This is a genomic window from Muribaculum gordoncarteri (genome assembly GCF_004803695.1).
In the GTDB taxonomy this organism is placed as follows: Bacteria; Bacteroidota; Bacteroidia; order Bacteroidales; family Muribaculaceae; genus Muribaculum; species Muribaculum gordoncarteri.
Window position 1 is genome coordinate 2,021,739 of sequence record NZ_CP039393.1, and the last position, 23,860, is coordinate 2,045,598.

A 23,860-nucleotide genomic window follows, 5' to 3' on the forward strand; every position below is an offset into this window, starting at 1 on the left:
CTAAAATTGTTTTTACCATGGCCATCACCTACATGACTCGTGAAGGATACAAAAAGAAAATGGATGAAATCGCTTATCTTGAAACAGTTAAGCGACCCGAAATATCACGTGCTATAGCCGAGGCTCGCGACAAAGGCGACTTGTCAGAAAATGCCGAGTACGATGCAGCCAAGGAGGCTCAGGGAATGCTTGAAATGAAAATTTCACAGCTCAAGGATCTCGTTGCCAACGCTCGCATCATCGACGACAGCAAGCTGAACAATGAAGTGGTTCAAATTCTGAATAAAGTAAAAATCAAGAATATCGCCAACGGCATGGTTGTCGAATACACAATCGTAGCCGACAGCGAAGCCAATCTCAAGGAGAAGAAAATAGCGTCAAGCACTCCCATCGCACAGGGTCTTCTCGGCCACAAGATAGGCGAAGTGGTTGAAATACGCGTACCCTCGGGATTGATGAAGTTTGAAATTGTTGAAATATCATTCTAACAGATTATGGCATCGATATTCTCACGCATCGTAGCAGGCGAAATACCCTCCTACAAAGTTGCCGAGGATGACAAGCACTACGCTTTTCTCGACATTTCACCCGTAGCTCCCGGTCACACCCTGGTCATCCCCAAGAAGGAGGTTGACTACCTGTTTGACCTCGCCGACGACGAGTATGAATCGTTACAGCTCTTTGCCAAACGCGTTGCCGCTGCAATGAAATCAGCCCTCCCTTGCAAGCGCATAGGCGTGGCCGTAATGGGACTTGAGGTTCCTCACGCCCACATACACCTTGTGCCCATCAACAAGGAGAGCGACATGAACTTCTTCAAGGAGAAGCTCTCGCTCGACCCCAAGGACATGGCCGACATTGCCCAAAGCATTGCCAAAGCATTTAAATAACAATGAAATATCTTGTAATAGGTACAGGAGGAGTAGGCGGCAGCATTGCCGCTTTTCTTGCACTATCGGGGTGCGATGTCAGCTGCATAGCACGAGGTGAAGCACTTGAATCGATAAAAAAGCGCGGACTAATATTCCACTCCTCGCTGAAGGGCGAACACGCAATTCCCATAAAGGCATTCAGCGCCGAGGAGTACAACGACAAAGCCGATGTGATATTCGTAACCGTCAAGGGCTACTCCATCGACAGCATAGCGCCGGTAATAAGCCGCGCCTCATCGCCCGAAACGGTAGTGATACCGCTGCTCAATGTCTACGGCACGGGGCCGCGCATTGCCGCTCTGTCGCCCGACGCCAACGTGCTCGACGGATGCATCTACATCGTGGGCTTCAAGTCGGGCATCGGCGAAATAACCCAGATGGGCGACATATTCCACATCGTCTACGGCGTTCCCGAAGGACACTCGGTTGCGCCCGAAATTCTCGACCGAATCAACAGCGACCTGCGCCGTGCAGGAATAAAGGTGACGCTAAGTGACAACATCGACCGTGACACCTTTATCAAATGGTCGTTTATCTCGGCAATGGCGCTCACCGGAGCCTATTACGACATACCCATGGGCCCGATACAGCATCCCGGAAAGGAGCGTGACACATTCATCGGCCTGTCGCGTGAGAGCGCATTGATGGGAAGCAAGCTTGGAATCGACTTCGGATGCGACCTCGTGGAGCATCATCTCGAAGTGATCGACAGCCTCAACCCCGAAAGCACCGCCTCGCTGCAAAAAGACCTGAAAGCATGTCACGAAAGCGAAATCAAGGGACAGCTCTTTGACTTCATCGACCTTGCCCGTCGCCTCGGCATCGACACGCCGGTCTACGACACCGTCGCCAGCCACTTCCGGGAATTTGATGGTCACAGACTAAATACTCAGACAACATAGTATATCAGATTTTTACATTTGATGTTTTTGCCTGTCTATTAAGCTGATTATGTGAGAATTTTGTTATATCTTTGTACTTGAATCATAAACAAGGAGATAAAACTATGGCAATGACAATTAAAACATCCCCCGAACTTTGGGGCGAAGATGCACGAATCTTCACCGAGGAAGCGGAGCGCAATGGCAAATTGCCCACGCCAAAACTCTCAGAATCACAGCGTAAGGTACTTTATACCATGTTGAATAGCGCCAAGGACATTATATTCCCTCCCCGCAAAGGCTGACAATGGCAGAATATAGTTTCGTAGATAACACCTTCATGGTGCCTTATACCAAAGAGGTTGCAGATTACTGTGACCCTTTTTTTATGTGGCGATGACGACCTTGACGATTTTTTCAGTCACGATGTTTTTCTCTACGAGGAAGAACTCCTCGGCAAAACATATTGTTGGATAAATCGAGAGAATCAGCGTGAAATTGTGGCGATTGCAACTCTCTCCTACGACGGCATAAAGACCTATACCCTCGATAATCCATCCCGGAATGCTCTACAACGCAAGATACCTCAGCCCAAACGGCACCGCAGTTATCCTGCGGTATTGATTGGCCGCCTTGGTGTGAACAAAGCATTTCAGGGACAAGGATTGAATACGGGCACTCAACTTATGAATGCCCTCAAATACTGGTTTGTGGATGAGAATAACAAGGCGGCTTGTCGGTATATGATTGTGGATGCCTACAACACTGATTCAACTATCCATTATTATCTAAAGAATGGATTTAAACCACTATATAAGTCAGAACAGAGCGAGAAAGAGGCTTTCGGAATATCTGAAGACGATGTCCTGAGGAGCCGTGTCATGTTTTTCGACTTGAAGATGAAATGCAAATAAAAAATTTTCACATATCTCCACATTTAATTGTAGGAGTGAAAATTAAGTTGTATCTTTGCAGCAATGTGCGCACGCTTACATCGTGTTAATCATGCGCCAGAATTAATTAACTTATTTATTAACCCATTAAATGAACGAAGAATTAAAGAATTCGCCAATCGAAGATTTCGATTGGGACGCCTACGAAAACGGCGAAAACAACGGTGGCAAGAGCCGCGAAGAACTCACCAAGACCTACGATGAGTCGCTTAACACCGTTAAAGACAAAGAGGTAATCGAAGGTACCATCATCGCCCTCAACAAGCGCGAAGCGGTGGTTAACATCGGCTACAAAAGCGACGGTATCATCCCCGTCAATGAATTCCGCTACAATCCCGACATCAAGGTTGGCGATGTAGTTGAGGTTTTCATCGAAAACCAGGAGGACAAAAAGGGTCAGCTCATCCTCTCTCACCGCAAAGCCCGCATGTCACGCTCATGGGAGCGCGTAAATCAGGCTCTCGAAAATGACGAAATTATCAAGGGTTACATCAAGTGCCGCACCAAGGGTGGTATGATTGTCGATGTATTCGGCATCGAAGCCTTCCTCCCCGGTTCACAGATTGATGTAAAGCCCATCCGCGATTACGATATCTTCGTTGGTAAGACTATGGAATTCAAGGTTGTAAAGATCAACCAGGAATTCAAGAATGTTGTCGTTTCTCACAAGGCTCTTATCGAAGCCGAGCTCGAGCAGCAGAAGAAGGACATCATCTCCAAGCTCGAAAGAGGTCAGGTGCTCAAGGGTGTCGTTAAGAACATCACCACTTACGGTGTATTCATCGACCTCGGAGGCGTTGACGGTCTTATCCACATCACCGACCTTTCTTGGGGCCGCGTAAGCCATCCCGAAGAAGTGGTTAAACTCGATCAGGAACTCGATGTAGTAATACTTGACTTCGACGACGAGCGCAAGCGCATCGCCCTCGGTCTTAAGCAGCTCCAGCCCCATCCATGGGATGCTCTTGACGCTGACCTCAAGGTTGGTGACAAGGTTAAGGGTAAAGTTGTCGTTATGGCCGACTACGGCGCATTCGTTGAAATCGCCCCCGGTGTCGAAGGTCTTATCCACGTATCGGAAATGTCTTGGTCACAGCACCTCCGTTCAGCTCAGGACTTCATGAAGGTTGGCGACGAGGTTGAAGCAGTCATCCTCACACTCGACCGCGAAGAGCGTAAGATGTCACTCGGCATCAAGCAGCTCAAGAACGATCCCTGGGAGAACATCGAGGTTAAGTATCCTATCGGCAGCAAGCACACTGCCAAGGTGCGTAACTTCACCAACTTCGGCGTATTCGTTGAAATCGAGGAAGGCGTTGACGGTCTTATCCACATCAGCGACCTCTCTTGGACCAAGAAGATCAAGCATCCGTCGGAATTCACTCAGGTTGGCTCAGACATCGATGTTCAGGTTCTCGAAATCGACAAGGACAACCGTCGCCTCAGCCTCGGTCACAAGCAGCTCGAAGAGAATCCCTGGGATGTTCTCGAAACAGTGTTCACTGTAGGCAGCATCCACCCCGGAACCATCATCGAAATGCAGGACAAGGGCGGTGTAGTAGCACTTCCCTACGGAGTTGAAGGCTTTGCCACTCCCAAGCACCTCGTTAAGGAAGACGGAACTCAGGCACAGGTTGACGAGAAGCTCGACTTCAAGGTAATCGAGTTCAACAAGGACAACAAGCGCATATTCCTTTCTCACAGCCGCATATTTGAAGATGAGGCTAAGGCTGAGAAGAACGAAGCCCGCAAGGCTCGCCGTCAGGCCAAGAAGGAAGAGCAGCCCGCCCTTAACACTCCCATCGAGCGCACAACTCTCGGTGACCTCGAAGAACTTGCCGCTCTTAAGGAGAAGCTCTCAGGCAAGAAATAATCAAAGGATTAAAATAACATATCCTATAACGGGAGGCATGATGCTCAGGCATTATGCCTCCTTATTTATACAACCCGTAAAAACAACCCTACAATGGATATAACATCGACACTGCAGGACTATCATCTGCTCGGCCTCGTAATAGGAATATGCACATTCCTGGTCATAGGACTATTCCATCCCGTAGTAGTGAAATGCGAATACCGTTACGGCACATCATGCTGGTGGTGGTTTCTGCTATTGGGCTGCGCATGCACCATTCTGTCGCTGATCGTAAGCGACATCCTCGGCTCTACAATACTCGGAGTGGTGGGATTTTCTTCGTTCTGGACGATAAAGGAGATATTCGAGCAGCAGGAGCGTGTAAGGAAAGGCTGGTTTCCACGTAATCCAAAGCGCCGCTACCCATGGGATAACGACGCTTCGGTATAAGGTCAGGATTAATGTCACCAGCCGCCGCTGGCACCGCCGCCGCCGGTCATACCGCCGCCAAACGAACCGCCGGAGAAGCCTCCGCCGCCACCGCCGAATCCACGGCCACCGCCTCCTACAATCACCACCGGCGGCACCACTACCTTGGGGATGCTGTAGGGTATCTCGTTACGGTTGCCGCAGCTACGGCAGATGTACTCCTTGACACCCTGCCCCTCACGCCTCTCGGTGGGGCGTATTACGATGCGCTGACTGCGCATCGAGCAGGCGCGCGCACCGCATCGCGGACACACCGTATAGCTTGACGCACTGTTGATATAGGGCAATATGTCGGTTTCACCGCAGTGGTCACACAGCCACACATCGTAGTCGACCGAATTGATCTGCTCCTCGATGTCCTGCTGATGGGTGAGGTACTTGTTGTCGTTAGCTTCGTCGATACGATGCATCTTGTTGTGACAATTGGGGCAATTACGGTGACGCAATCTCAATCCGCGCATCGTGAGCCACAATATAAGATAGGATATGGCAGGCAATCCAAGACCGGCAAACACAAGTATAAGCGCGGGCATCTTCATCTTGCTGAGCACCTGATAGCGCTCGTATCGGTCAAGACGCCTCGTCTTGAACATCTCGTAAAGAAACCATACAAACAGCACCACGGCAAGTATGGCACCTATTGCAAGCCATCCCTTGAACAAATCGGCACCGCCGTTACCGCCGGCACCCTCATCATTACCGTACTTCGACATCAGCTCCTCGGTGGCTCCCGGGGTCGAGGTGATTCTCGCAATCTCGGTGAGCGAGGCTATCGTTCCGTTATCGTAATCGCCGTTACGGAAATGCGGAGCCATTATGTTGCGTATTATACGGCCGGCGAGAATGTCGGGCAACACACCCTCCATGCCATATCCAGTGCGTATCACGGCCTTTCGGTCGTCCTTGGCTATAAGCACGAGCATTCCGTTGTCATTGTCCTTCTTGCCTATACCCCACTTCGTAAACAGCTCGGTAGCAAATTCGTCGGGATCGCCGTCGACCGAGTTCACGGCCACCACCACAACCTCCGACGAGGTGTCACGCCACAACCGTGAAAGCGTGGAGTCAAGAGTGGCGACAGCCGCAGGCGAAAGCACGTTATCGGGATTGCTCACGTAACGCGTGCGGTTTGCGACATGCACGTTGGGTATCTCATCAACCTTGTAGGCTCCGGCAAGTCCCGACAGCACAGTCGCCACAAGGCATAACATCAATATTGCATAACGTTTCATTTCATTCTATATCTTAAATCATTAACCATAATAGGAGAGACATTGTTTACTTCACACCGCCGGCAGGCTCATGCCGTAGAGCTTACGGTAGAGGTCGAGAGCGTAGACATCGGTCATTCCCGAAATGTGGTCGAGCACGGCCTGAATCTTTCCGAACAGCGTAGGAGCCTCTATGTCATACTGCTCGGGCACCTTGCTCAACAGGAGCGACGAGTAGTTAAGCTCGGGATAACGCACGGCATGTATGAGCTTCTCCATCAGGAACGTTATGATGCGGTTACCGGCAAGTTCCACATCGACAACATCGCTCGCCCTGTATATCTTATCCCAGGCAAGCGCCGAGCAACGCCTGTAGCCCTCGCGCTCGTGAAGCGCGATGTTGTCAAGCAACGAGCCTTCAAATTCGCCGGCAAGTATGGCAGGTTCATTGTCGACAAACGTGCGGGCACACTGCTTTACAAGAGTGCCTATGACACATGAGCGAAGGTAACCTATCTTCTCGTTGGGATCCTCCACTTTATCCATCACATCGATCATGTGACGGCGCTTCTCTTCATCGAAAAATCCGAGAAACAGCCTGATCACCTCATCGGTGCCTACCACACGCAGCTTGTGGGCATCCTCGATGTCCATAACCTGATAGCAGATGTCGTCGGCCGCCTCCACGATGTAGACAAGCGGATGCCGTGCATAGCTCACCGCTCCGCAACCGGCATCGTTACGCATCTCAAGGCCAAGCTCTTCGGCTATGCGCTTGAATGTGTCAATCTCGGTGGAGAAGAAGCCGAATTTGCTCTTGCCTCCGGCCAGACGCGACTCATAGGGGTACTTCACAACCGAAGCAAGCATCGAATAGGTCATGGCAAAGCCGCCCTTGCGCCGGCCCTTGAACTGGTGGGTGAGCAACCTGAAAGAGTTGGCGTTACCTTCAAAGTTGATAAGGTCGGCCCACTGCGCCTCGGTCAGTTCGTTGCGTATCTCCGCTCCGGCCCCTTCGCTGAAAAATGTCGAAATGGCCTTCTCGCCCGAATGTCCGAAAGGAGGATTTCCAAGGTCATGGGCAAGACAGGCGGCCGACACAATCTCACCCATTGCCTCAAGCTTGTCACACCAAGGCTCGTCGCGATACTTCAGCCGGAGTTCACGGCTTATCTCGTTGGCAAGCGAGCGTCCCACCGACGCCACCTCCATGGAGTGGGTCAAACGGTTGTGAACGAATATGCTTCCCGGCAGGGGAAACACCTGTGTCTTATTCTGCAGGCGCCTGAACGGCGACGAGAAGACCAACCGGTCAAAATCGCGCTGAAAGTCACTGCGCGAACCGCTCTTGGGGTCATGATAATCCTCAAGTCCCAAACGCTTGTCATTGATGAGCCTGTCCCAATGCATCATATCACTGTCTTGTCATAAAATTTAAATCTAAGTTACCAAAAGTAATCCATTTTACAACAAAAATCGACTGTAAAACAATCATTTTTGCCATTGTAACACTCATCTCCTATAAATACCTATAAATATATGTGTGTCCTGATAGCTTTGTAAATTATTTTTAGTATCTTTGTGCGATTTTTTGTATTAGAAAAACTGACTAACATTTTTATGGCACAACCAATTAAGAAAACCATCGAGCTTGGTGATGGACGCACCATCACACTTGAAACAGGCAAGCTGGCCAAGCAAGCCGATGGAGCGGTAGAATTACGCATGGGCAATACAATGCTCCTTGCTACAGTAGTGTCGGCAAAGGAAGCCGGCGAAGGGGTCGACTTCATGCCCCTACAAGTGGAGTACAAAGAGAAATTTTCATCCAACGGCCGTTTCCCCGGCGGCTTCCTGAAGCGTGAAGGTCGCGCATCCGATTACGAGATCCTTACAGCTCGTCTTGTTGACCGTGTACTCCGTCCTCTTTTCCCCGACAATTATCATGCCGATACATTTGTCAACATCATCATGTTCTCGGCCGACGGAGTTGATATGCCCGACGCACTGGCCGGACTTGCAGCATCGGCAGCCCTTGCAGTAAGCGACATACCCTTCAACGGTCCTATTTCGGAAGTCAGAGTTGCACGCATCGACGGTGAATTTGTAATCAACCCCACATTCGAGCAGCTTGAAAAGGCCGATATGGAGCTCATGGTTGGTGCTACCTACGATAACATCATGATGGTTGAAGGCGAAATGAACGAAGTTTCAGAAGCCGACCTTCTTGCAGCCCTCAAGGCAGCTCATGACGCTATAAAAGTTCAGTGCAAGGCCCAGATGGAACTTGCCGAGGCCGTAGGCTCGACCGTTAAGCGCGAATATTGCCACGAAACCAACGATGAAGACCTCCGCAAGGATGTTCAAGAAAAGTGCTACGACAAGGCTTATGCCATTGCCAAGGCAGGCAGCGCCGACAAGCACCGGCGTAACGACTCATTCGATGCGATATGCGATGAATACATCGAATCAATACCCGAGGAAGAGCGCGAAGAGAAGGCTCCTCTCGTAAAGCGTTACTATCACGATGTTGAGCGCGAGGCTGTGCGCCGTTGCATCCTCGACGAAGGCATCCGTCTTGACGGACGCAAGACAACCGAAATCCGTCCCATCTGGATTGAAACCGACTACGTTCCCGGCCCTCACGGATCGGCAGTGTTCACCCGTGGTGAAACACAGGCTCTCGCTACCGTGACACTCGGCACCAAGCTCGACGAGAAGATTCTCGACGATGTGCTCAACCAGGGCAAGGAGCGCTTCCTCCTCCACTACAACTTCCCCCCCTTCTCTACAGGTGAGGCTAAGCCCGTGCGTGGCGTAGGCCGTCGTGAAGTAGGTCACGGCAATCTCGCTCACCGTGCATTGAAGAGAATGTTCCCCGACAACTTCCCCTATGTATGCCGCATCGTGAGCGACATCCTTGAGTCAAACGGCTCGTCGTCAATGGCCACCGTTTGCGCCGGTACACTTGCTCTGCTCGATGCCGGTGTCAAGATGAAGAAGCCCGTCAGCGGTATTGCAATGGGTCTTATAACCGACACCGACGGTGCTAAATATGCCGTGCTTTCCGATATTCTCGGTGACGAGGACCACCTTGGCGACATGGACTTCAAGGTAACAGGTACTCGTGACGGTATCACCGCAACCCAGATGGACATCAAGGTCGACGGACTATCCTACGAAGTTCTTGAGAAGGCTCTTCTTCAGGCTCGCGAAGGCCGCATGCACATCCTCGACAAGATCCAGGAAGCAATCGCCGAACCTCGCGCCGATTACAAGCCCCAGGTACCGCGCATAGTCACCATGACAATACCCAAGGACCTCATCGGTGCCGTAATAGGCCCGGGCGGAAAGATTATCCAGGGTATCCAGGAAGCAAGTGGTGCTACTGTTTCAATCGACGAAATAGACAACGAAGGCTACATCGAAGTTGCCGCCAACAACAAGGAAGCCATGGACAAGGCTCTTGAGATGATCAACGCAATCGTTGAGCTTCCCGAGGAGGGCAAGGTCTACACCGGTAAGGTACGTTCGATACTCGACTTCGGTGCATTCGTTGAATTCATGCCCAACCGCGACGGACTGCTCCACATTTCGGAAATAAGCTGGGAACGCCTTGAAAACATGGAGGCTTCAGGCCTGCATGAAGGTGACACCGTAGAGGTGAAGCTTATCGAAATCGACAAGAAGACCGGAAAGTACCGCCTGTCGATGCGTGCCCTTCAGCCCAAGCCCGAAGGCTACGTAGAGCCTCAGCGCGCACCCCGCGGACCCCGCAACAACAACGAGCGCGGCCCTCGTCGTGACGGCGATCGCCAGCAGCGTAACGACCGTGGTCCCCGTCGTAACAACAACCACCGCGAAGATTAATTTGCCATAACATAAAGTTAACTATAGCAGAAAGCGCTGTATCGGAATCGATGCAGCGCTTTTTCTATGCCGTCATCCGTCGTAACGCAACGACAGAAACGGCACATCCGGTCACGGCTGCGGCAAGGCCGAGCAGCAGCGACACATCGGTAAGAAACATCGTCAGCATAACGACAAGCATTGACACCGTCACCACCGCCATTGCAGCGTAACGCAATCTCAATCCGTATCTGACACGACACACCGTCATCACCGTCACGCAATAAACGGCATACCACAGGAAATAGGCTTTCCCGAGGGATTCAATACCCCACATTTCATAAAAGAGCGTATTCAACACCAAGTAGACGACAGCACTCACCGACTCACACACCACGTAGGCTTTTCCGTCACCTCGGGCAAGCATCACATAACCCATGCACCAGCTCACGCAGCGCAGCACGGTTCCCGCCATGGCCCATGTGACATACGGCAATATGGATTCAAACTCGGAGGAGTAAAGCATCTCCACAATCAATCCGCGAAACACGATGAACATCGACACACACGGCATCGCAATCCATGACAACGTGACGATTTCGTGGTTGGCATATACGCCCAGTGAACGTAGCGATCCGGCACGTGACGCAAGCCGAGGATAGTACTCCATGGCAACACCCACAAGCAGCAGTCCTATATATTTGTTGACAAGAGTGAATCCCGCCTGATAGAATCCGGCATCATCCACACCGCCCCGGTTATTGACATAGACGATGAAGATGTACTGCGACAACAATGTCACGAAGGCGGCTACCGTCATCCATGCTCCGAGGCAAATGAAGCTGCACCCCTTTGCAACGGTTTCACGCAATGTCACACCGCCGCTCGCAGCACCGGCTCCCTTATATCGCAACAGAAGTGCTGCGACAAGCGTCGACAGCGCATACACTCCGATCGACGGCACGATTGAATCAATTCCGAGAAAATAGAACAGCGGTACCGAGAGCAGCAATCCACCCACCGCTCCGGCAAGTGACGCTGCGGCCAACCGCCCCAACAGGCGCGAGCCTTGCAATATGGCCAACTCGCCGCCTGTGACCGAGCTGAAGAGCATGACCACCGACAGCCACACAAAACCGCCTGAATGAGCATCATCACCGAATGTAACGCGGCTCAACAATGGCGACAATGCAAGCGTGAGCAATGAACCGAAAAGACCGAGAACGGCAGCCCATCGCCTCACGACACCAATGATGCGGTGACGCATCGAAATGTCGTCGGCCCCGGCAATGTCACGCACCGATGAGTCACGCACATTCAATTGCGTGAGCGCCGACATAAGTTCTATAAATGAATTGTAGATACCTAACAGCCCTACACCTGCGGCTCCTATCCAAAGGGCCACAAGCTTGATGCGTACTACCGAACAGAGCAAAATCAAGACACGCGTTCCGCTGAGAAGCGTCATCGCACGCATCACCGATGCCGTCAACGGCCTCCGTGACCTTACTCCGGTTACTGCGTCACGCGCAATCATCTAACCCAAGCCGTGGGATTAAGTTTCTGCTTCTCCTGACGCAGCTCGAAGTGCAGAATTGAGCGATTTCCATCGTCGGGGTCGGAATAGATCGTACCTATGGTCTGTCCCTGCTTCAGTGCGTCACCTTTCTTGACATTGATGTTGCTCAGGTTGGCATATATGGTAAGGTATTTGCCGTGACGCACCATCACGATGGTGTTGTAACCGAGAAGACGGAACACTTCCGAAACAGTGCCATCAAACACCGCACGCGCAGTTCCTCCTGCCGGCACCTCTATGTCGATGCCGCCGTTGTCGGTAGTGACATGGGGCAAATCGGGATGCTTGTGCCTTCCGAACGGACGCACGATCTTATACTTTCCGTTGACCGGGAACAGAAGCCGGCCCTTATTGCTCTCGAAACTTCCGGTAAGCTTACGGCTTGTTTCAGCCATGGCGTAATTTGTTGCAGGCTTCGCTGCGGTTGATGCCGGCTTAGGTTGGGCGACAGCCTTGCGTTCAGGCTGCTCGGCCTTAGCCGGAGCCGCCTTGGCCTCCTGCTCTTTCTGTTGTTGCTTCTTGCGGGCATTCTCCTCGGCAAGCAGACGCTCCTGCTCCTTACGCTTCTCTTCGGCCTGACGACGTTTCTCCTCCTCGGCCTGACGGCGCTGCTCTTCGGCAATCAGTCGGTCAAGCTCGTTATCGAGGGCACGCGCCTGAGCCTCCTTCTGTCGCAGCACTTTCTTCAGCGATGCACCCTCCTTCTTCAGTTTGGCGACAAGAGCCGATGTTTCATTCTGCTTTTTCTCAAGGTCGTTTCGGGCGACATTCATCCGGGTAAGCATTCCCGATTTCACGCCCTGAAGGCGAGTGAGCTCGTCACGTTGCTTCTCAAGCCGGGCCTGCACCGCCTTTATCTCATCGTTACGGCGCTTACGCCACTTTGAAAATTCGCCCAAATAACGGAATCGCCTATAAGCCTGAGTGAACGACTCGGCCGAAAAGATGAAGGCAAGCTTATCCATCGATCCCTGCTGCGAATTTCGTATGCGCGTCACCGAACGCGCATAGCTGTCGCGTAGAGCATTAAGCTTGCCGTCAAGAGTGACGATCGAGTCATTTATATGTTTCATCGCGCTGTCGATAGAATCAATCTGATGATTTATCGACGCTATCGAGTCGTTCTGCTGACGAATCTCGGCCCCAAGAGTGTTCAGCGCATTCAACGTGCGTGATGTGGCCTTTGCATTTTCATCGAGTTGTTGCGAAGTCTTCTTTATGGCCTGAGCGTTGGCTTTCTGCTCCTGCTTGACGCTTGACACACTGCGTGTGCGCTTCCGGGCCGCCGACATGTCGACCGCCGAGAGAAGCATGACTATTATCATTAAGAAAACACTTCCGATTCTACAGCACTGCTTCATGACTAATCCTGAGCTACATTATTTATTACATCGGCCGCCTTGATGCGCTTATATCCGCGAGGCACCGTCCACTCCGATTCAATACCCTCATTCCATCGAGCATTATCCCACTTCCATGTAATCGACGCCTCTATCTTCTGCTTGGGATTGACAACCTTGATGTCGACATCGGGCGACACGGCGCCCACACCCTCGACATCGACAGGAGCCGAGTATCCGCATGAAGCGGTCAAATAACCGTTATTGTATCCCGCTACGAGATATTCAAGGAAATTGTCGGCGCACACACGGTAACCGTAGCTTGCCGGTGCTAAAGACGGAGCAAGCATTATGCTCCACGCATCACCTTCGATGAACTGCAATACCAGGTTGCGGGTATCGCGCGACAATGTGGAACCGCCGAGAACAAACGGACGCCCCATTATCAAATCCTGCACATTGCCCACGCTGAACTTAAATACGCGCGACACTTCAGCAAGGCTTTCCGACATATACACCTTCTTGGGCTTCACCACCACATGAACCGAGTCGACGGTGAGGTAGATGCGTCCCACCTCAAAGCCGAGCATGCGCAGCGATATGTCGATCGACTCGTCGTGAATCATCTTAGCCCGTCCCGATATGGAGAAACGCTGAGGCGATGACAACACGAAGCTGACCGGCACCGTGACATCGCTCCAATTGCCATAACCGTCGACAAGTGCGTCATAACGCTGAGTCAACGTGGCATTTTCAGGTAACGGCTCACCGGGCTTCAGACTTCGCTTTGAAGAGTGACAACCCGAGAATACAAGCAATGATATTATTGATAATGTGATGAAATGTGACAGCTTCATAATTGATGATTATTCATAGAAATAGGTCTTGTGCTTGACTTTGCGCTGCAGCAACTCGTTATCGGGGTCGAGGGCAAGAGCCTTCTCCCAGAACTCAAGAGCTTTCTGCGGCTCCCCGTTCATGAAGTATATGTCGCCGGCATGGTGATACAGCTCCTCCGAGGGATCCTCACTGTTGGCAATCGCCTTGTCGATATAGGCCATCGCCTCGGTGTAGTTCTTCTTGCGGAACATCACCCAAGCATAGGTGTCAAGCGAAGTAGCGTCGTCGGGACGCTCCTTTATGGTTCTCGCGCTCATCTCCTCGGCCTTGTCAAGGTCACGACCTTCGACGGCAAGGTAGTAGGCGCAGTTATTAAGTGCGAGCAGATTGTCGGGGTCGATGGATATAGCCTTGTCATAGTAGACAAACGCAGAATCACGGTCGCCCTTGGCGTAATACACATCGCCCATCGACGACATAATCTGCGAAACGGCTTCATAATCGACCGAATCGGTAAGCTCCATGGACTTGTTGAGATTGGAGAGGGCTTTGTCATACTCCTTCATGAGGTTGTAATCGGTTCCGAGCATCAAGTGTATCATCGCGCTTGACGGATGGTAGCGCAATGCCGTTTCACCCTTCTCAGCCGACTTTGCATAGTCGTCGGCCTGCATGTAGAGGCTCAAAAGCGTGCGCCAACGATCCTCGGAACTCGGATCGATGTCAAGTGCATAGCCAAGTTGCTCGGCCGCACCGGCATAATCCTCGATTGCAATAAGATAGGAGCAGTAGAGGTCGTGAATGTCAACCTCATGGGGATGCTGGTCGAGCAGTGTTGCAAAGAGCTCCTGAATGCGTCCCTGCTGGCTGGGGTCGTCATACAGCTCCCTGATATAGCCGGTGAGGAGTTCAAGCTTGGCATCAAGCTCAAGGCTTTCACGGCTCAAGGCACGGAACACCTCTTTGTCGTAGTTGACGCTGTCGCCTATTGACTTATAGAAGTTGGCACGTGAGTAGTAGGCAAGTCCCGATGTGGAATCCAGGTCACACGCCTTATCGAAATAGGTCAATGCCGAATCGTTGTCGGAGAACATGGCAAACACATTTCCGGCAAACACGTTGTTCTCAACGCTGTGAGGCGCCGACTTCAGCAATGAATATACCTCCTTGTAGATGGATGCAGTGTCCTGCGATGAGAGAAAAGCCCTGATTTTGCTTGTGGTAAGCGGAATGTTCTTTCCCTGTGTCTTCTCTATACGGTCGTACACACCTATGGCCCTGGCGATTTTGGACGAATCGCCCGAAGAGGCAAGAGCCTCGGCCAACTTATAGGAAATCTCCATCTTGTGGGGATATATCGAGTCGAGTGTAGTCCACACCTTCAGTGCCTCGTCACGCGAGCCAAGACGGTCGTTTATGCTTCCGTATACAAAATTGCTGTAGAAATCGGCCGGAGCCTCGTTGAAGTGTCGCTTCATCAGGTCGTAACCATTCTTAAACATGGTTGAATCATCGCCTGAGGTCATAACGGTGTAATAGCCGAGGAAAAATCCCACATCGCTGTTTGACGGATCCAGTTGATAGGCCCGTGACAACAGGTCATAGTAGGCATCCTCCTTGTCGATGGCATGTTGGCGCAAAGCCTCCATAAATATATAGTCGGCTTTCAATTCATCGGAATTAGGCGTGACATCGGCCTTTTTCCCCGCAGTCACAAACAGCGGCACGACAATGGCCGCCAACGCAACCGACAATGTTATTTTACGAAACGACAGCTTCATATTCCCAATCACTCTAATCAGTTAATCCCCGTGTGTCCGAAAGCACCATCTCCGCGTGTAGTCTGGTCGAGTCGTTCAACCGGCTCCCACTCCACGCGTGTGTACTCCTTTATTACCATCTGGCATATACGCTCACCGTCGTTAATCACAAACGGTTCGTCGGAAAGATTGATGACAATCGCGCCTATCTCGCCACGGTAGTCCGAATCGACGGTTCCGGGAGTATTTACAAGAGAAATGCCCTTTTTAAGAGCCAGTCCCGAACGAGGTCGCATCTGGCACTCGTAACCGTGAGGCAGCTGGATATACAATCCGGTAGGAATCAACGCCCTCTGCATAGGCTGCAGCGTCACCGGCTCTTTCAAGCATGCTCTAACATCCATTCCGGCCGACGAGGGCGTTTCGTAGGCGGGCAACTCAAGACCCGACCTGTTGATTATCTTCACCTTGATTCTCTCCATGATTCTCAATAAATAAATTGTTATGCGAAAATAGTTAAAAAGCTCCACTTTTCGGGCACTTTCAATCCATTTTTTAATAGAACGCCCGAGCAGTCACATTAGTTTAAAATAAGCAAAGCGCGAGATCGCCATTGAAAGGCGATCCCGCGTATGCTCTTCAAATAGTCTACAGCACCGGTAGTGTTTACTTTTCGCTTACCTTGTTGTAGCGTGCGTTCAAGCCCTTTATAACCTCATCGGTTATGTCGAGAGCAGGATTGAAATATACGCCGGCATTCTTGAACAGAATAGCGTCGTAACCCTTCTTGGCATTGTAATCCTTGATGAAGGCTTCAATCGAGTCATTGAGCTGAACCTGCTGCTGAATCATCTCCTGCTCGGCTTCGCGCTGAAGGCTTGCAAGATAGTTTTCGGCCTCGGCCTGCTTCTTGTTGAACGACTCTACATCGGCCTTATAGCTTGCCTCGCTGAGATAGCCGTTGTTGTTGACCTTCTGCTGGATTGACGAACCGAGCTTCTGGAGTTCAGCACCGCGAGTGCGCTGAGCGTTGTCGATTTTGCTGAACGAACGCAACTGAGCTTCCTTGAAATCCTTAGCCAGATTGTAGTGAGCCGCAATCGAATCGCCGTCAATGTAACGGATATTGAGAGTTACGGCAGGAGCGCTTTCTACTTTCGTTTCAGTTTTTGTAGCATCGGCAGAGCCATTATCGGAACACGACACGGCAAGAACCGCCAAAATAAGCATTAGTGACTTGGCACAAAGTGCAAAATTCTTCATTTTAAATATTGTAAGGATGTTTTTTGTTGTTGAGTAATCATTTTTTCTTCTCATCACGCAACGCACATGTCACATTTTTGTCGCGCAACGCCGGGACGTCGTGCACATGACCGGAAGGAAACCGGCCACCTTTGACAAAAAACACCTTGACGCCGAGGAGCAAAACAGCCAAAGTGACAAAAATCACAGATATTACTACGATTCTCACTGTGTAATTACGTTTTTACAGTGCAAATATAAGAAAGGAATCAGAATTTTGGTAATATCTAAATTTTATTTTGTAACTTAGAGTGCGAAATGTAAAGATTTTAACATTTTTACACATTGCAACGAGGTTTGAATACCCAATAATTAACTACATCAGTATAAATTTTTCGATTATGACAATCAAGGATCTCCAACCGGCTCTCATCTGGTCCATATTCGATGAGATAACCAAAGTTCCCCGTCCCTCTAAGAAGGAAGGAAAGATACGCGAATATCTGCTTGAGTTCGCTAAAAAGCACAATATACAGGCCAAGACCGACAAGGTGGGCAATGTCGTTATGAGCAAGCCCGCAACTCCGGGACACGAAAACGCCCCCACAGTAATACTCCAGGGTCACATGGACATGGTGTGCGAGTCAAACGACAAGAACTTCGACTTTGAAAACAACCCCATCACCACTATTATAGACGGAGAGTGGCTGCACGCCGACGGAACCACACTCGGAGCCGACAACGGTATAGGCATGGCCGCCTCTCTTGCTGTCATGGCCGACAACTCGCTTGAGCACGGCCCCATCGAGGCACTGTTTACAGTCGACGAGGAAACCGGAATGACCGGAGCCAACAATCTCGGCGAAAACATGATGAACGGCTCGATACTCCTCAACCTCGACTCGGAGGATGACGGTGAGATATTCATCGGTTGCGCAGGAGGCATCGACACTACCATCACATTTGAGTACAAGCGTGAGATGGCCCCCGCCGACTGCCATTGGTTCCACATCGACATAGCCAACCTCAGCGGCGGTCACTCGGGAGGCGACATCCATGAAGGACGCGCCAACTCCAACAAGCTTCTTGCTCGTTTCCTCTTCAACATCTCGAAGGAGAAGCCCATCGTGCTTAGCGAAATCAGCGGCGGCAACCTGCGTAACGCCATTCCGCGTGCAGCCCATGCAATCGTGGGTGTGCATTCGTCACGCAAAGAGGACATCATTGTGGCATTCAACCACTACGTTGCCGATGTAGAGAACGAATACAAGGCTACCGACCCCAACATGTCGCTCACAATCAAGTCAATCGACAAGCCTGAATATGCCATCGATTCCGACACAACTACCCGTCTTATACGTGCGCTCTATGCATGTCCCCACGGTGTCATATCAATGAGCCACGACCTCGAAGGTCTTGTTGAAACTTCAACCAACCTTGCATCGGTAAAGATGCAGCCCGACTCCACCATCCTCATTACAACAAGCCAGCGCAGCTCGGTTGAGTCACGCAAACTGGACATCGCCAACCAGCTTGAGGCTCTCTTCCTGCTTGCCGGAGCAAAGGTAACTCACGGTGACGGATATCCCGGATGGGCTCCCAACATGGACTCTACAATAATGAAGATAGCAAGCGACGCATACGAGGAACTCTACGGTGTAAAGCCTGCCATCAAGGCAATCCATGCAGGACTTGAATGCGGACTATTCCTCACCAAGTATCCGCATCTCGACATGGTGTCGTTCGGTCCCACCCTGCGCGGTGTTCACTCTCCGTCGGAGAAGATGCACATCCCGGCAGTTGAACGCTTCTGGAATCAGCTTACACTCATATTGAAGAAAGTAGCCGAACTGAACGGCTAACGCATACGACACACCGACAACGCCACGCGTGAACATCAACACCCGTGGCGTTGTTTTATCCCCTAAAAAATCATCCCATGAAATGTATGCTTGAAAAATATTTTTTGTCACTTACAAGAGCCTTGCTGATTCTCACACTTGTCACATCGTGCTCACGCTCCCATGCGCGAAGCACCGTACAGGCACAAAGCAGCGATTCCGCAACAGTAAAGGAAGAGGTGGAGATCATCGATCCAACCGTAATACATCGCCTCACCGATGACGACTACAAGCAAGCCGCCCACGAACTCGGAATAGATGTAGCATCGATAAAAGCGGTAATCGAAATCGAAGCCGGACAGACACATCAGGGATTTTACAAGCCGAATCAGCCGATAATCAACTTCGACCTTACAATGTTCAAGAAGTGGGCTGCGCGTCACGGAATAAAGCTCGGCAAATACTCAAGAAGCAACGCCGTTGTCTTCGCCCGTCCCAACGCCAAAAAGTACGGCTCCTACCAGGCCGCGCAATACGAGCGCCTGAAGTCGGCGCTTTCAATCGATTCCATCGCGGCAATCGAGGGAACATTCTGGGGCATGTTCCAGATAGGAGGATTCAACTGGAAGAAATGCGGCACAGAATCGCCCGTGGACTTCGCCCGCCGAATGTCGACATCGGAGAAAGAGCAGCTTGAACTGTTTGTCAACTTCCTGAAGTCAAACAATCTCGTCAAATACCTTAAAGCCAAAAACTGGGCCGGATTTGCGTTACGTTACAACGGCCCCTCCTACGCCAAGCGCGGCTATCACACCCGCCTTGCAAAAGCCTACAGCAAGTATAAAAAACAATCAAAAAAGTAATATCCGGTGTGCGACAATATCGTCGCCAATTCGATATTTTGTGTATATTTGCGATGTTGTTAAACCTCTAATTTCATTATTGCAATGAACAAAGCCAAACTATACCTTTCGATGGCATTCTGCATTATTGTGGGAATCGCGGTAATAGCGGGTGCATTCATAGCCATACCATATTATAATGTATGGCAACAAGAGATGTCGGGTCGTGCCGAGTTTGCAAAAGCCGAGCAGAACCGCAAAATCAAGATAGAAGAGGCCAAGGCCAACCTTGAAGCCGAGAAGCTCAACGCACAAGCCGAAATAGAGCGTGCCAAGGGAGCCGCCGAAGCCATAAGAATAGAAAACGGCAGCCTCACCCCTACCTATATCCAATATCTCTGGGTAAGGCAGCAGAACGACCTCAACGACAAGACTGTAATATACGTTCCCACCGAATCCAATCTGCCCATTCTCGAGTCGGAGCGTCTTGCACGCTGACGACCGCGTTACATTCTAAGGCAAGAAACGTTTAAGTTCATCGAGTGACATCGCCCTACGCTCGGCATAGAGGCGACGCTGCTCATTGTCGACATCGCCCACGACGAAGTAACGGCTGTCGGGATGCGATATAATCAATCCGGTTGTAGAGGCGGCAGGCGACATGGCGCCGCTCTCGGTCAATGTTATGCCCATATCGGAATATCGGAGCACGCGGTCGGTGAGGAAAATCAACGATTGATCGGGCAGTGACGGATAGCCGATTGCCGGGCGTATGCCTTTGTAGTACTGTTGAAGCACGTGACGCTCGCTGAGCGACTCGTCGGGAGCGTATCCCCACAACTCCACCCTTACCTTTCGGTGCATGACCTCGGTAGCCGCTTCGACAAGTCGGTCGGCAACGGTCTGATAGAGTATGGCGCGGTAGTCGTCGCCTTCGTTCCTGTAACCTTCGATTATGCGTTCAATGTCACGCCCCACCGTAACGGCAAACATTCCCATGCTGTCGCGCAACTTGCCGTCACTCTCTACAGGCGCAATGTAATCGGACAACGCAATGCAGTGACCGTCACGCTCCGAGGGTCGTTGCTGACGCAATGTAGCTATGCGCAACGTTTCTCCATTATGATTGAACAGGATGTCGTCATCACCATCGGATGCGGCCTCGACAAATGCCACCTTCGCCTTGATGCCGCCCACGATGTCACGCTGAAGCCTGTCGAGCACGCGACCAGCCTCCTTAAGCAACTGCATGGCTTCAGCCGCCTTGTTGACCTTATCGGTAGGAACCGACGCCAGCCACTGTGCGCGACAATGGTCGCAACCTTTTATATCCATGACCGATGCCAATGAAGCATCGATCTTCCAAGCCGAGAGGAAAGCTCTCCAATTTATAAACTCACGCGCCTCGGCAATGTCGATGTTCAGCTCATGAACACCGGGGTGAGCTACGGAATAGCAAGGATAGGACAACCGGGGACGCCTTGAACGGGCCACGCTTAAAGGCAACAGCCCTGCACCACCCGAATGTGCTCGACGCAACTCAGCCTGAGAGTCACGCAACCGGGCCACTTCCGCTTCATCACCGAGTCGACGGACGGCAGCCGGCATCATTGCAGCGTCACGTGTGTATAGCACAGGGCCGCTGTAGCACGGAGCAATCTTCACGGCAGTGTGCAGCTCCGATGTTGTGGCACCGCCGATAAGCAACGGTATCTTCATTCCCTTGCTCTCCATGAGGCACGCAACATTGCACATCTCCTCAAGTGACGGAGTGATCAATCCGCTGAGACCGATGAAGTCGGCATTTTCCGCTATCGCTTTGTCAACAATATCCTCGGCGGGCACCATAACGCCCATGTCGATGATATCGTAGCCGTTGCAGTTCATGATGACGCCAACGATGTTCTTGCCTATGTCATGAACATCGCCTTTCACTGTCGCAATCACCATCTTGCCGGCCTTGGAGCTCTCCTTGCCGCGACGCTCACGCTCGATGAAAGGGGTGAGCCATGCCACGGCCTGCTTCATTGTACGGGCGCTCTTGACCACTTGCGGCAGGAACATCTTTCCTGCGCCAAACATCTCACCAACGCTGTTCATTCCCGCCATAAGAGGGCCTTCAATCACCTTCACGGCCGAGCCGAGCATCGTCATTGCATCGGACAGGTTACGCTCCATTCCGTCGACAACGCCTTTTACGAGCATGCGCTCCACACGCTTGTCGGGCGTGAGCGACTGCTCCTCGCTTGAAGAATCGGCAGCAACCGTCACGTTGCCCGACTTTATCTTTTCGGCAATAGTCACGAGGCTTTCGGTCGCATCGTGTCTGCGATTCAACAGCACATCGTCGATAGCCTCACGAAGCTCATCGGGAATGTCGTCGACAGGCATGATGGCTGCCGCGTTCACGATGGCCATGTCCATACCCTTGGCTATGGCGTGGTACAGGAAAAGTGCGTGCATGGCCTCACGCACGCTGTTGTTGCCACGGAATGAGAATGACAAGTTGCTCACGCCTCCGCTCACTTTGGCTCCCGGCAGATTGGTCTTTATCCACTCCACGGCCCTTATGAAATCGAGAGCGTAATCGGCATGCTCCTCGATGCCGGTAGCAACGGCGAGGACATTGGGGTCAAAGACGATGTCACATCCCTTGAAGCCCACCTTCCCGGTGAGCAGTCGGTAGGCACGGTCGCACACTTCGATGCGTCGCTCAAAGGTATCGGCCTGACCTTTCTCGTCAAAGGCCATGACGACCACAGCCGCGCCCATCTCCTTTATGTCACGCGCCTTCTTAATAAAGCTATCCTCACCCTCCTTAAGGCTGATGGAGTTTACAATGGGCCGCCCCTGCACACACTTCAGTCCGCCGATGACTACGTTCCAGTCGGAAGAGTCAATCATCACCGGCACACGTGCCACATCGGGCTCAACCCCTATGCGTGAAAGGAACAATGTCATACATGCCCGGGCATCGAGCATGGCATCGTCCATGTTTATATCGATTATCTGGGCTCCCGCATCGACCTGGTTACGGGCAATGTCGATTGCCTCGTCAATGTTGCCCTCCTTTATCAATCGCAGGAACTTGCGGCTGCCGGCAACGTTACAACGCTCGCCCACGTTAACGAAGTTAAGCCGAGGGGTGACACATAACGGCTCAAGACCTGCAAGTGTCATCTCGGGTTCAACCTCGGGGACGATGCGCGGAGCATATTGCTTGCACAGCTCGGCGAGCGCCTTAATGTGCTGCGGCGTGGTGCCGCAACATCCGCCAACGATATTCACCCAACGGCGTTGGAGCATGACACGCATTTTGTCGACCATCATTGATGGAGTTTCGTCATACTCTCCCATCTCATTAGGCAGTCCGGCATTGGGATAGACGCTTACAGCGTAAGGATAGGGCAGCAAAGCCTCGACATACTTCATCATGGCATCGGCACCAAAACCGCAATTAAGTCCAATCGACATCGGCTCGCCAAATGACATGGAAGCAACGATTGCCTCCAGAGTCTGTCCCGACAGGGTTCGGCCCGACTCGGTAAGTGTCACCGACAGCATCAAAGGCACTCTCACTCCTACAATCTCCATGGCCCTTCGAGCCGCCCATATCGCAGCCTTGGCATTAAGGCCGTCATATATAGTTTCGATGAGCAGAGCGTCGACACCTCCTTCAATCAGCGCCTTCATCTGCTCAATATATGTTTCGGTCAACAGATCCCAGTCGACAACGCCGGCCGAGGGGTCGTCGATACCCTGCCCCATCGTAAGCGACTTGCTCGTTGGGCCTACGCTTCCGGCCACCCAACGCATCGCACCGGGATGCTGCGTCATGTATTCATCGGCAGCCTCACGCGCAATTTTCGCCGCGGCATGATTAAGCGCCGTCACATCATGCTGAAGACCGTAATCGCCAAGCGACACGGCATTGGCATTGAACGAGTCGGTTTCTATAATCATAGCCCCCGCCTCAAGGTATTTGCAGTGAATATCCTTAATCACATCGGGGCGCGTCAGCACAAGCGCGTCATTGCAGCCCTTCAACAGGGCATCGGAAGCGGCGTAACGTTCACCCCTGAAATCATTTTCCGACAAGCCGTAACGCTGAATCATCGTACCCATGGCACCATCCAGCACCAACACTTCACGGCCCGCGGCCTCCATCAACTTAACGGAGCTCTCCTTATAAGACAAAGACTCTATTCCTAACATTGTAACAAGACTTTATAGGCGTAAAATTACG

The 23,860-nt window shown here is 51.6% G+C and carries 21 protein-coding genes; 12 read left to right on the plus strand and 9 right to left on the minus strand.

The features are described 5' to 3' along the window. Positions 1-17: 17 nt before the first annotated feature. The 7 genes from greA (at position 18) to E7746_RS09005 (ending at position 5,071) form a co-directional block, all read left to right on the plus strand. Positions 18-488, plus strand: coding sequence for a transcription elongation factor GreA (gene greA / locus E7746_RS08975; RefSeq protein WP_123396399.1), 471 nt, complete (start codon positions 18-20; stop codon positions 486-488). A gap of 6 nt (positions 489-494) precedes the next feature. Beyond that, on the plus strand, positions 495-890 hold the full coding sequence (locus E7746_RS08980; RefSeq protein WP_123396398.1) for an HIT family protein: 396 nt from the start codon (positions 495-497) through the stop codon (positions 888-890). A gap of 2 nt (positions 891-892) precedes the next feature. After that, a complete protein-coding gene (locus tag E7746_RS08985) occupies positions 893-1,834 on the plus strand; it encodes a ketopantoate reductase family protein (protein ID WP_136410583.1) in 942 nt (313 codons plus the stop codon). A 104-nt stretch (positions 1,835-1,938) separates the two neighbouring features. Next, positions 1,939-2,118: a hypothetical protein gene (locus E7746_RS08990; RefSeq protein ID WP_136410584.1), complete on the plus strand. Its 180-nt coding sequence runs from the start codon at positions 1,939-1,941 to the stop codon at positions 2,116-2,118. Between the two features lie 69 nt (positions 2,119-2,187). Then, complete coding sequence (locus E7746_RS08995) at positions 2,188-2,727, plus strand: GNAT family N-acetyltransferase (RefSeq protein ID WP_238337161.1); 540 nt, start codon at positions 2,188-2,190, stop codon at positions 2,725-2,727. A gap of 130 nt (positions 2,728-2,857) precedes the next feature. Then, the gene (gene rpsA / locus E7746_RS09000; protein ID WP_123396396.1) at positions 2,858-4,639 is read left to right on the plus strand and encodes a 30S ribosomal protein S1; all 1,782 of its coding nucleotides are present in this window, start codon (positions 2,858-2,860) and stop codon (positions 4,637-4,639) included. A 93-nt stretch (positions 4,640-4,732) separates the two neighbouring features. Further along, positions 4,733-5,071 carry a DUF4491 family protein gene (locus E7746_RS09005; protein WP_123396395.1) on the plus strand — a complete coding sequence of 113 codons (339 nt, stop codon included), beginning with the start codon at positions 4,733-4,735 and terminating at the stop codon, positions 5,069-5,071. Between the two features lie 14 nt (positions 5,072-5,085). Here the strand turns inward: E7746_RS09005 and E7746_RS09010 are convergent, their stop codons facing one another. Both E7746_RS09010 and dgt read right to left on the minus strand, forming a co-directional pair. Further along, on the minus strand, positions 5,086-6,342 hold the full coding sequence (locus E7746_RS09010) for a TPM domain-containing protein (protein WP_136410585.1): 1,257 nt from the start codon (positions 6,340-6,342) through the stop codon (positions 5,086-5,088). 51 nt (positions 6,343-6,393) lie between these two features. Further along, complete coding sequence (dgt, locus tag E7746_RS09015) at positions 6,394-7,734, minus strand: dGTP triphosphohydrolase (RefSeq protein WP_136410586.1); 1,341 nt, start codon at positions 7,732-7,734, stop codon at positions 6,394-6,396. A gap of 207 nt (positions 7,735-7,941) precedes the next feature. Here dgt and E7746_RS09020 point away from each other — a divergent pair, with 207 nt between their 5' ends. Further along, the gene (locus E7746_RS09020; protein WP_136410587.1) at positions 7,942-10,191 is read left to right on the plus strand and encodes a polyribonucleotide nucleotidyltransferase; all 2,250 of its coding nucleotides are present in this window, start codon (positions 7,942-7,944) and stop codon (positions 10,189-10,191) included. A 64-nt stretch (positions 10,192-10,255) separates the two neighbouring features. On the opposite strand, the gene E7746_RS09025 is transcribed toward E7746_RS09020, so the two are convergent. Further along, the gene (locus E7746_RS09025; RefSeq protein ID WP_168184345.1) at positions 10,256-11,575 is read right to left on the minus strand and encodes an oligosaccharide flippase family protein; all 1,320 of its coding nucleotides are present in this window, start codon (positions 11,573-11,575) and stop codon (positions 10,256-10,258) included. Positions 11,576-11,582: 7 nt separating this feature from the next. Between E7746_RS09025 and E7746_RS15335 the strand changes: the two genes are divergently transcribed. Further along, positions 11,583-11,711, plus strand: coding sequence for a hypothetical protein (locus E7746_RS15335; RefSeq protein ID WP_262709694.1), 129 nt, complete (start codon positions 11,583-11,585; stop codon positions 11,709-11,711). On the opposite strand, the gene E7746_RS09030 is transcribed toward E7746_RS15335, so the two are convergent. From E7746_RS09030 to E7746_RS09050, 5 genes are all read right to left on the minus strand, one after another. Continuing rightward, positions 11,704-13,062 (minus strand): murein hydrolase activator EnvC family protein, encoded by a 1,359-nt coding sequence (locus E7746_RS09030; RefSeq protein ID WP_168184346.1) that lies wholly within the window; start codon positions 13,060-13,062, stop codon positions 11,704-11,706. The genes E7746_RS15335 and E7746_RS09030 overlap by 8 nt on opposite strands. A gap of 50 nt (positions 13,063-13,112) precedes the next feature. After that, positions 13,113-13,946 carry a DUF4292 domain-containing protein gene (locus E7746_RS09035; protein ID WP_123396389.1) on the minus strand — a complete coding sequence of 278 codons (834 nt, stop codon included), beginning with the start codon at positions 13,944-13,946 and terminating at the stop codon, positions 13,113-13,115. A 9-nt stretch (positions 13,947-13,955) separates the two neighbouring features. Beyond that, entirely contained in the window at positions 13,956-15,710 is a 1,755-nt protein-coding gene (locus E7746_RS09040) for a tetratricopeptide repeat protein (RefSeq protein ID WP_123396388.1), read from the minus strand. A 17-nt stretch (positions 15,711-15,727) separates the two neighbouring features. After that, the gene (gene dut, locus E7746_RS09045; protein ID WP_136411329.1) at positions 15,728-16,162 is read right to left on the minus strand and encodes a dUTP diphosphatase; all 435 of its coding nucleotides are present in this window, start codon (positions 16,160-16,162) and stop codon (positions 15,728-15,730) included. Positions 16,163-16,355: 193 nt separating this feature from the next. Next, entirely contained in the window at positions 16,356-16,952 is a 597-nt protein-coding gene (locus E7746_RS09050) for an OmpH family outer membrane protein (protein ID WP_168184347.1), read from the minus strand. 380 nt (positions 16,953-17,332) lie between these two features. Between E7746_RS09050 and E7746_RS09055 the strand changes: the two genes are divergently transcribed. From E7746_RS09055 to E7746_RS09065, 3 genes are all read left to right on the plus strand, one after another. Beyond that, positions 17,333-18,793: an aminoacyl-histidine dipeptidase gene (locus E7746_RS09055; RefSeq protein ID WP_123396385.1), complete on the plus strand. Its 1,461-nt coding sequence runs from the start codon at positions 17,333-17,335 to the stop codon at positions 18,791-18,793. 86 nt (positions 18,794-18,879) lie between these two features. Continuing rightward, positions 18,880-19,635, plus strand: a complete 756-nt coding sequence (locus tag E7746_RS09060) for an N-acetylmuramidase family protein (RefSeq protein ID WP_168184348.1) — start codon at positions 18,880-18,882, stop codon at positions 19,633-19,635. Between the two features lie 111 nt (positions 19,636-19,746). Then, on the plus strand, positions 19,747-20,112 hold the full coding sequence (locus E7746_RS09065; protein WP_123396527.1) for a hypothetical protein: 366 nt from the start codon (positions 19,747-19,749) through the stop codon (positions 20,110-20,112). 15 nt (positions 20,113-20,127) lie between these two features. On the opposite strand, the gene metH is transcribed toward E7746_RS09065, so the two are convergent. Next, the gene (metH, locus tag E7746_RS09070; protein ID WP_136410590.1) at positions 20,128-23,829 is read right to left on the minus strand and encodes a methionine synthase; all 3,702 of its coding nucleotides are present in this window, start codon (positions 23,827-23,829) and stop codon (positions 20,128-20,130) included. Positions 23,830-23,860 lie beyond the last annotated feature (31 nt).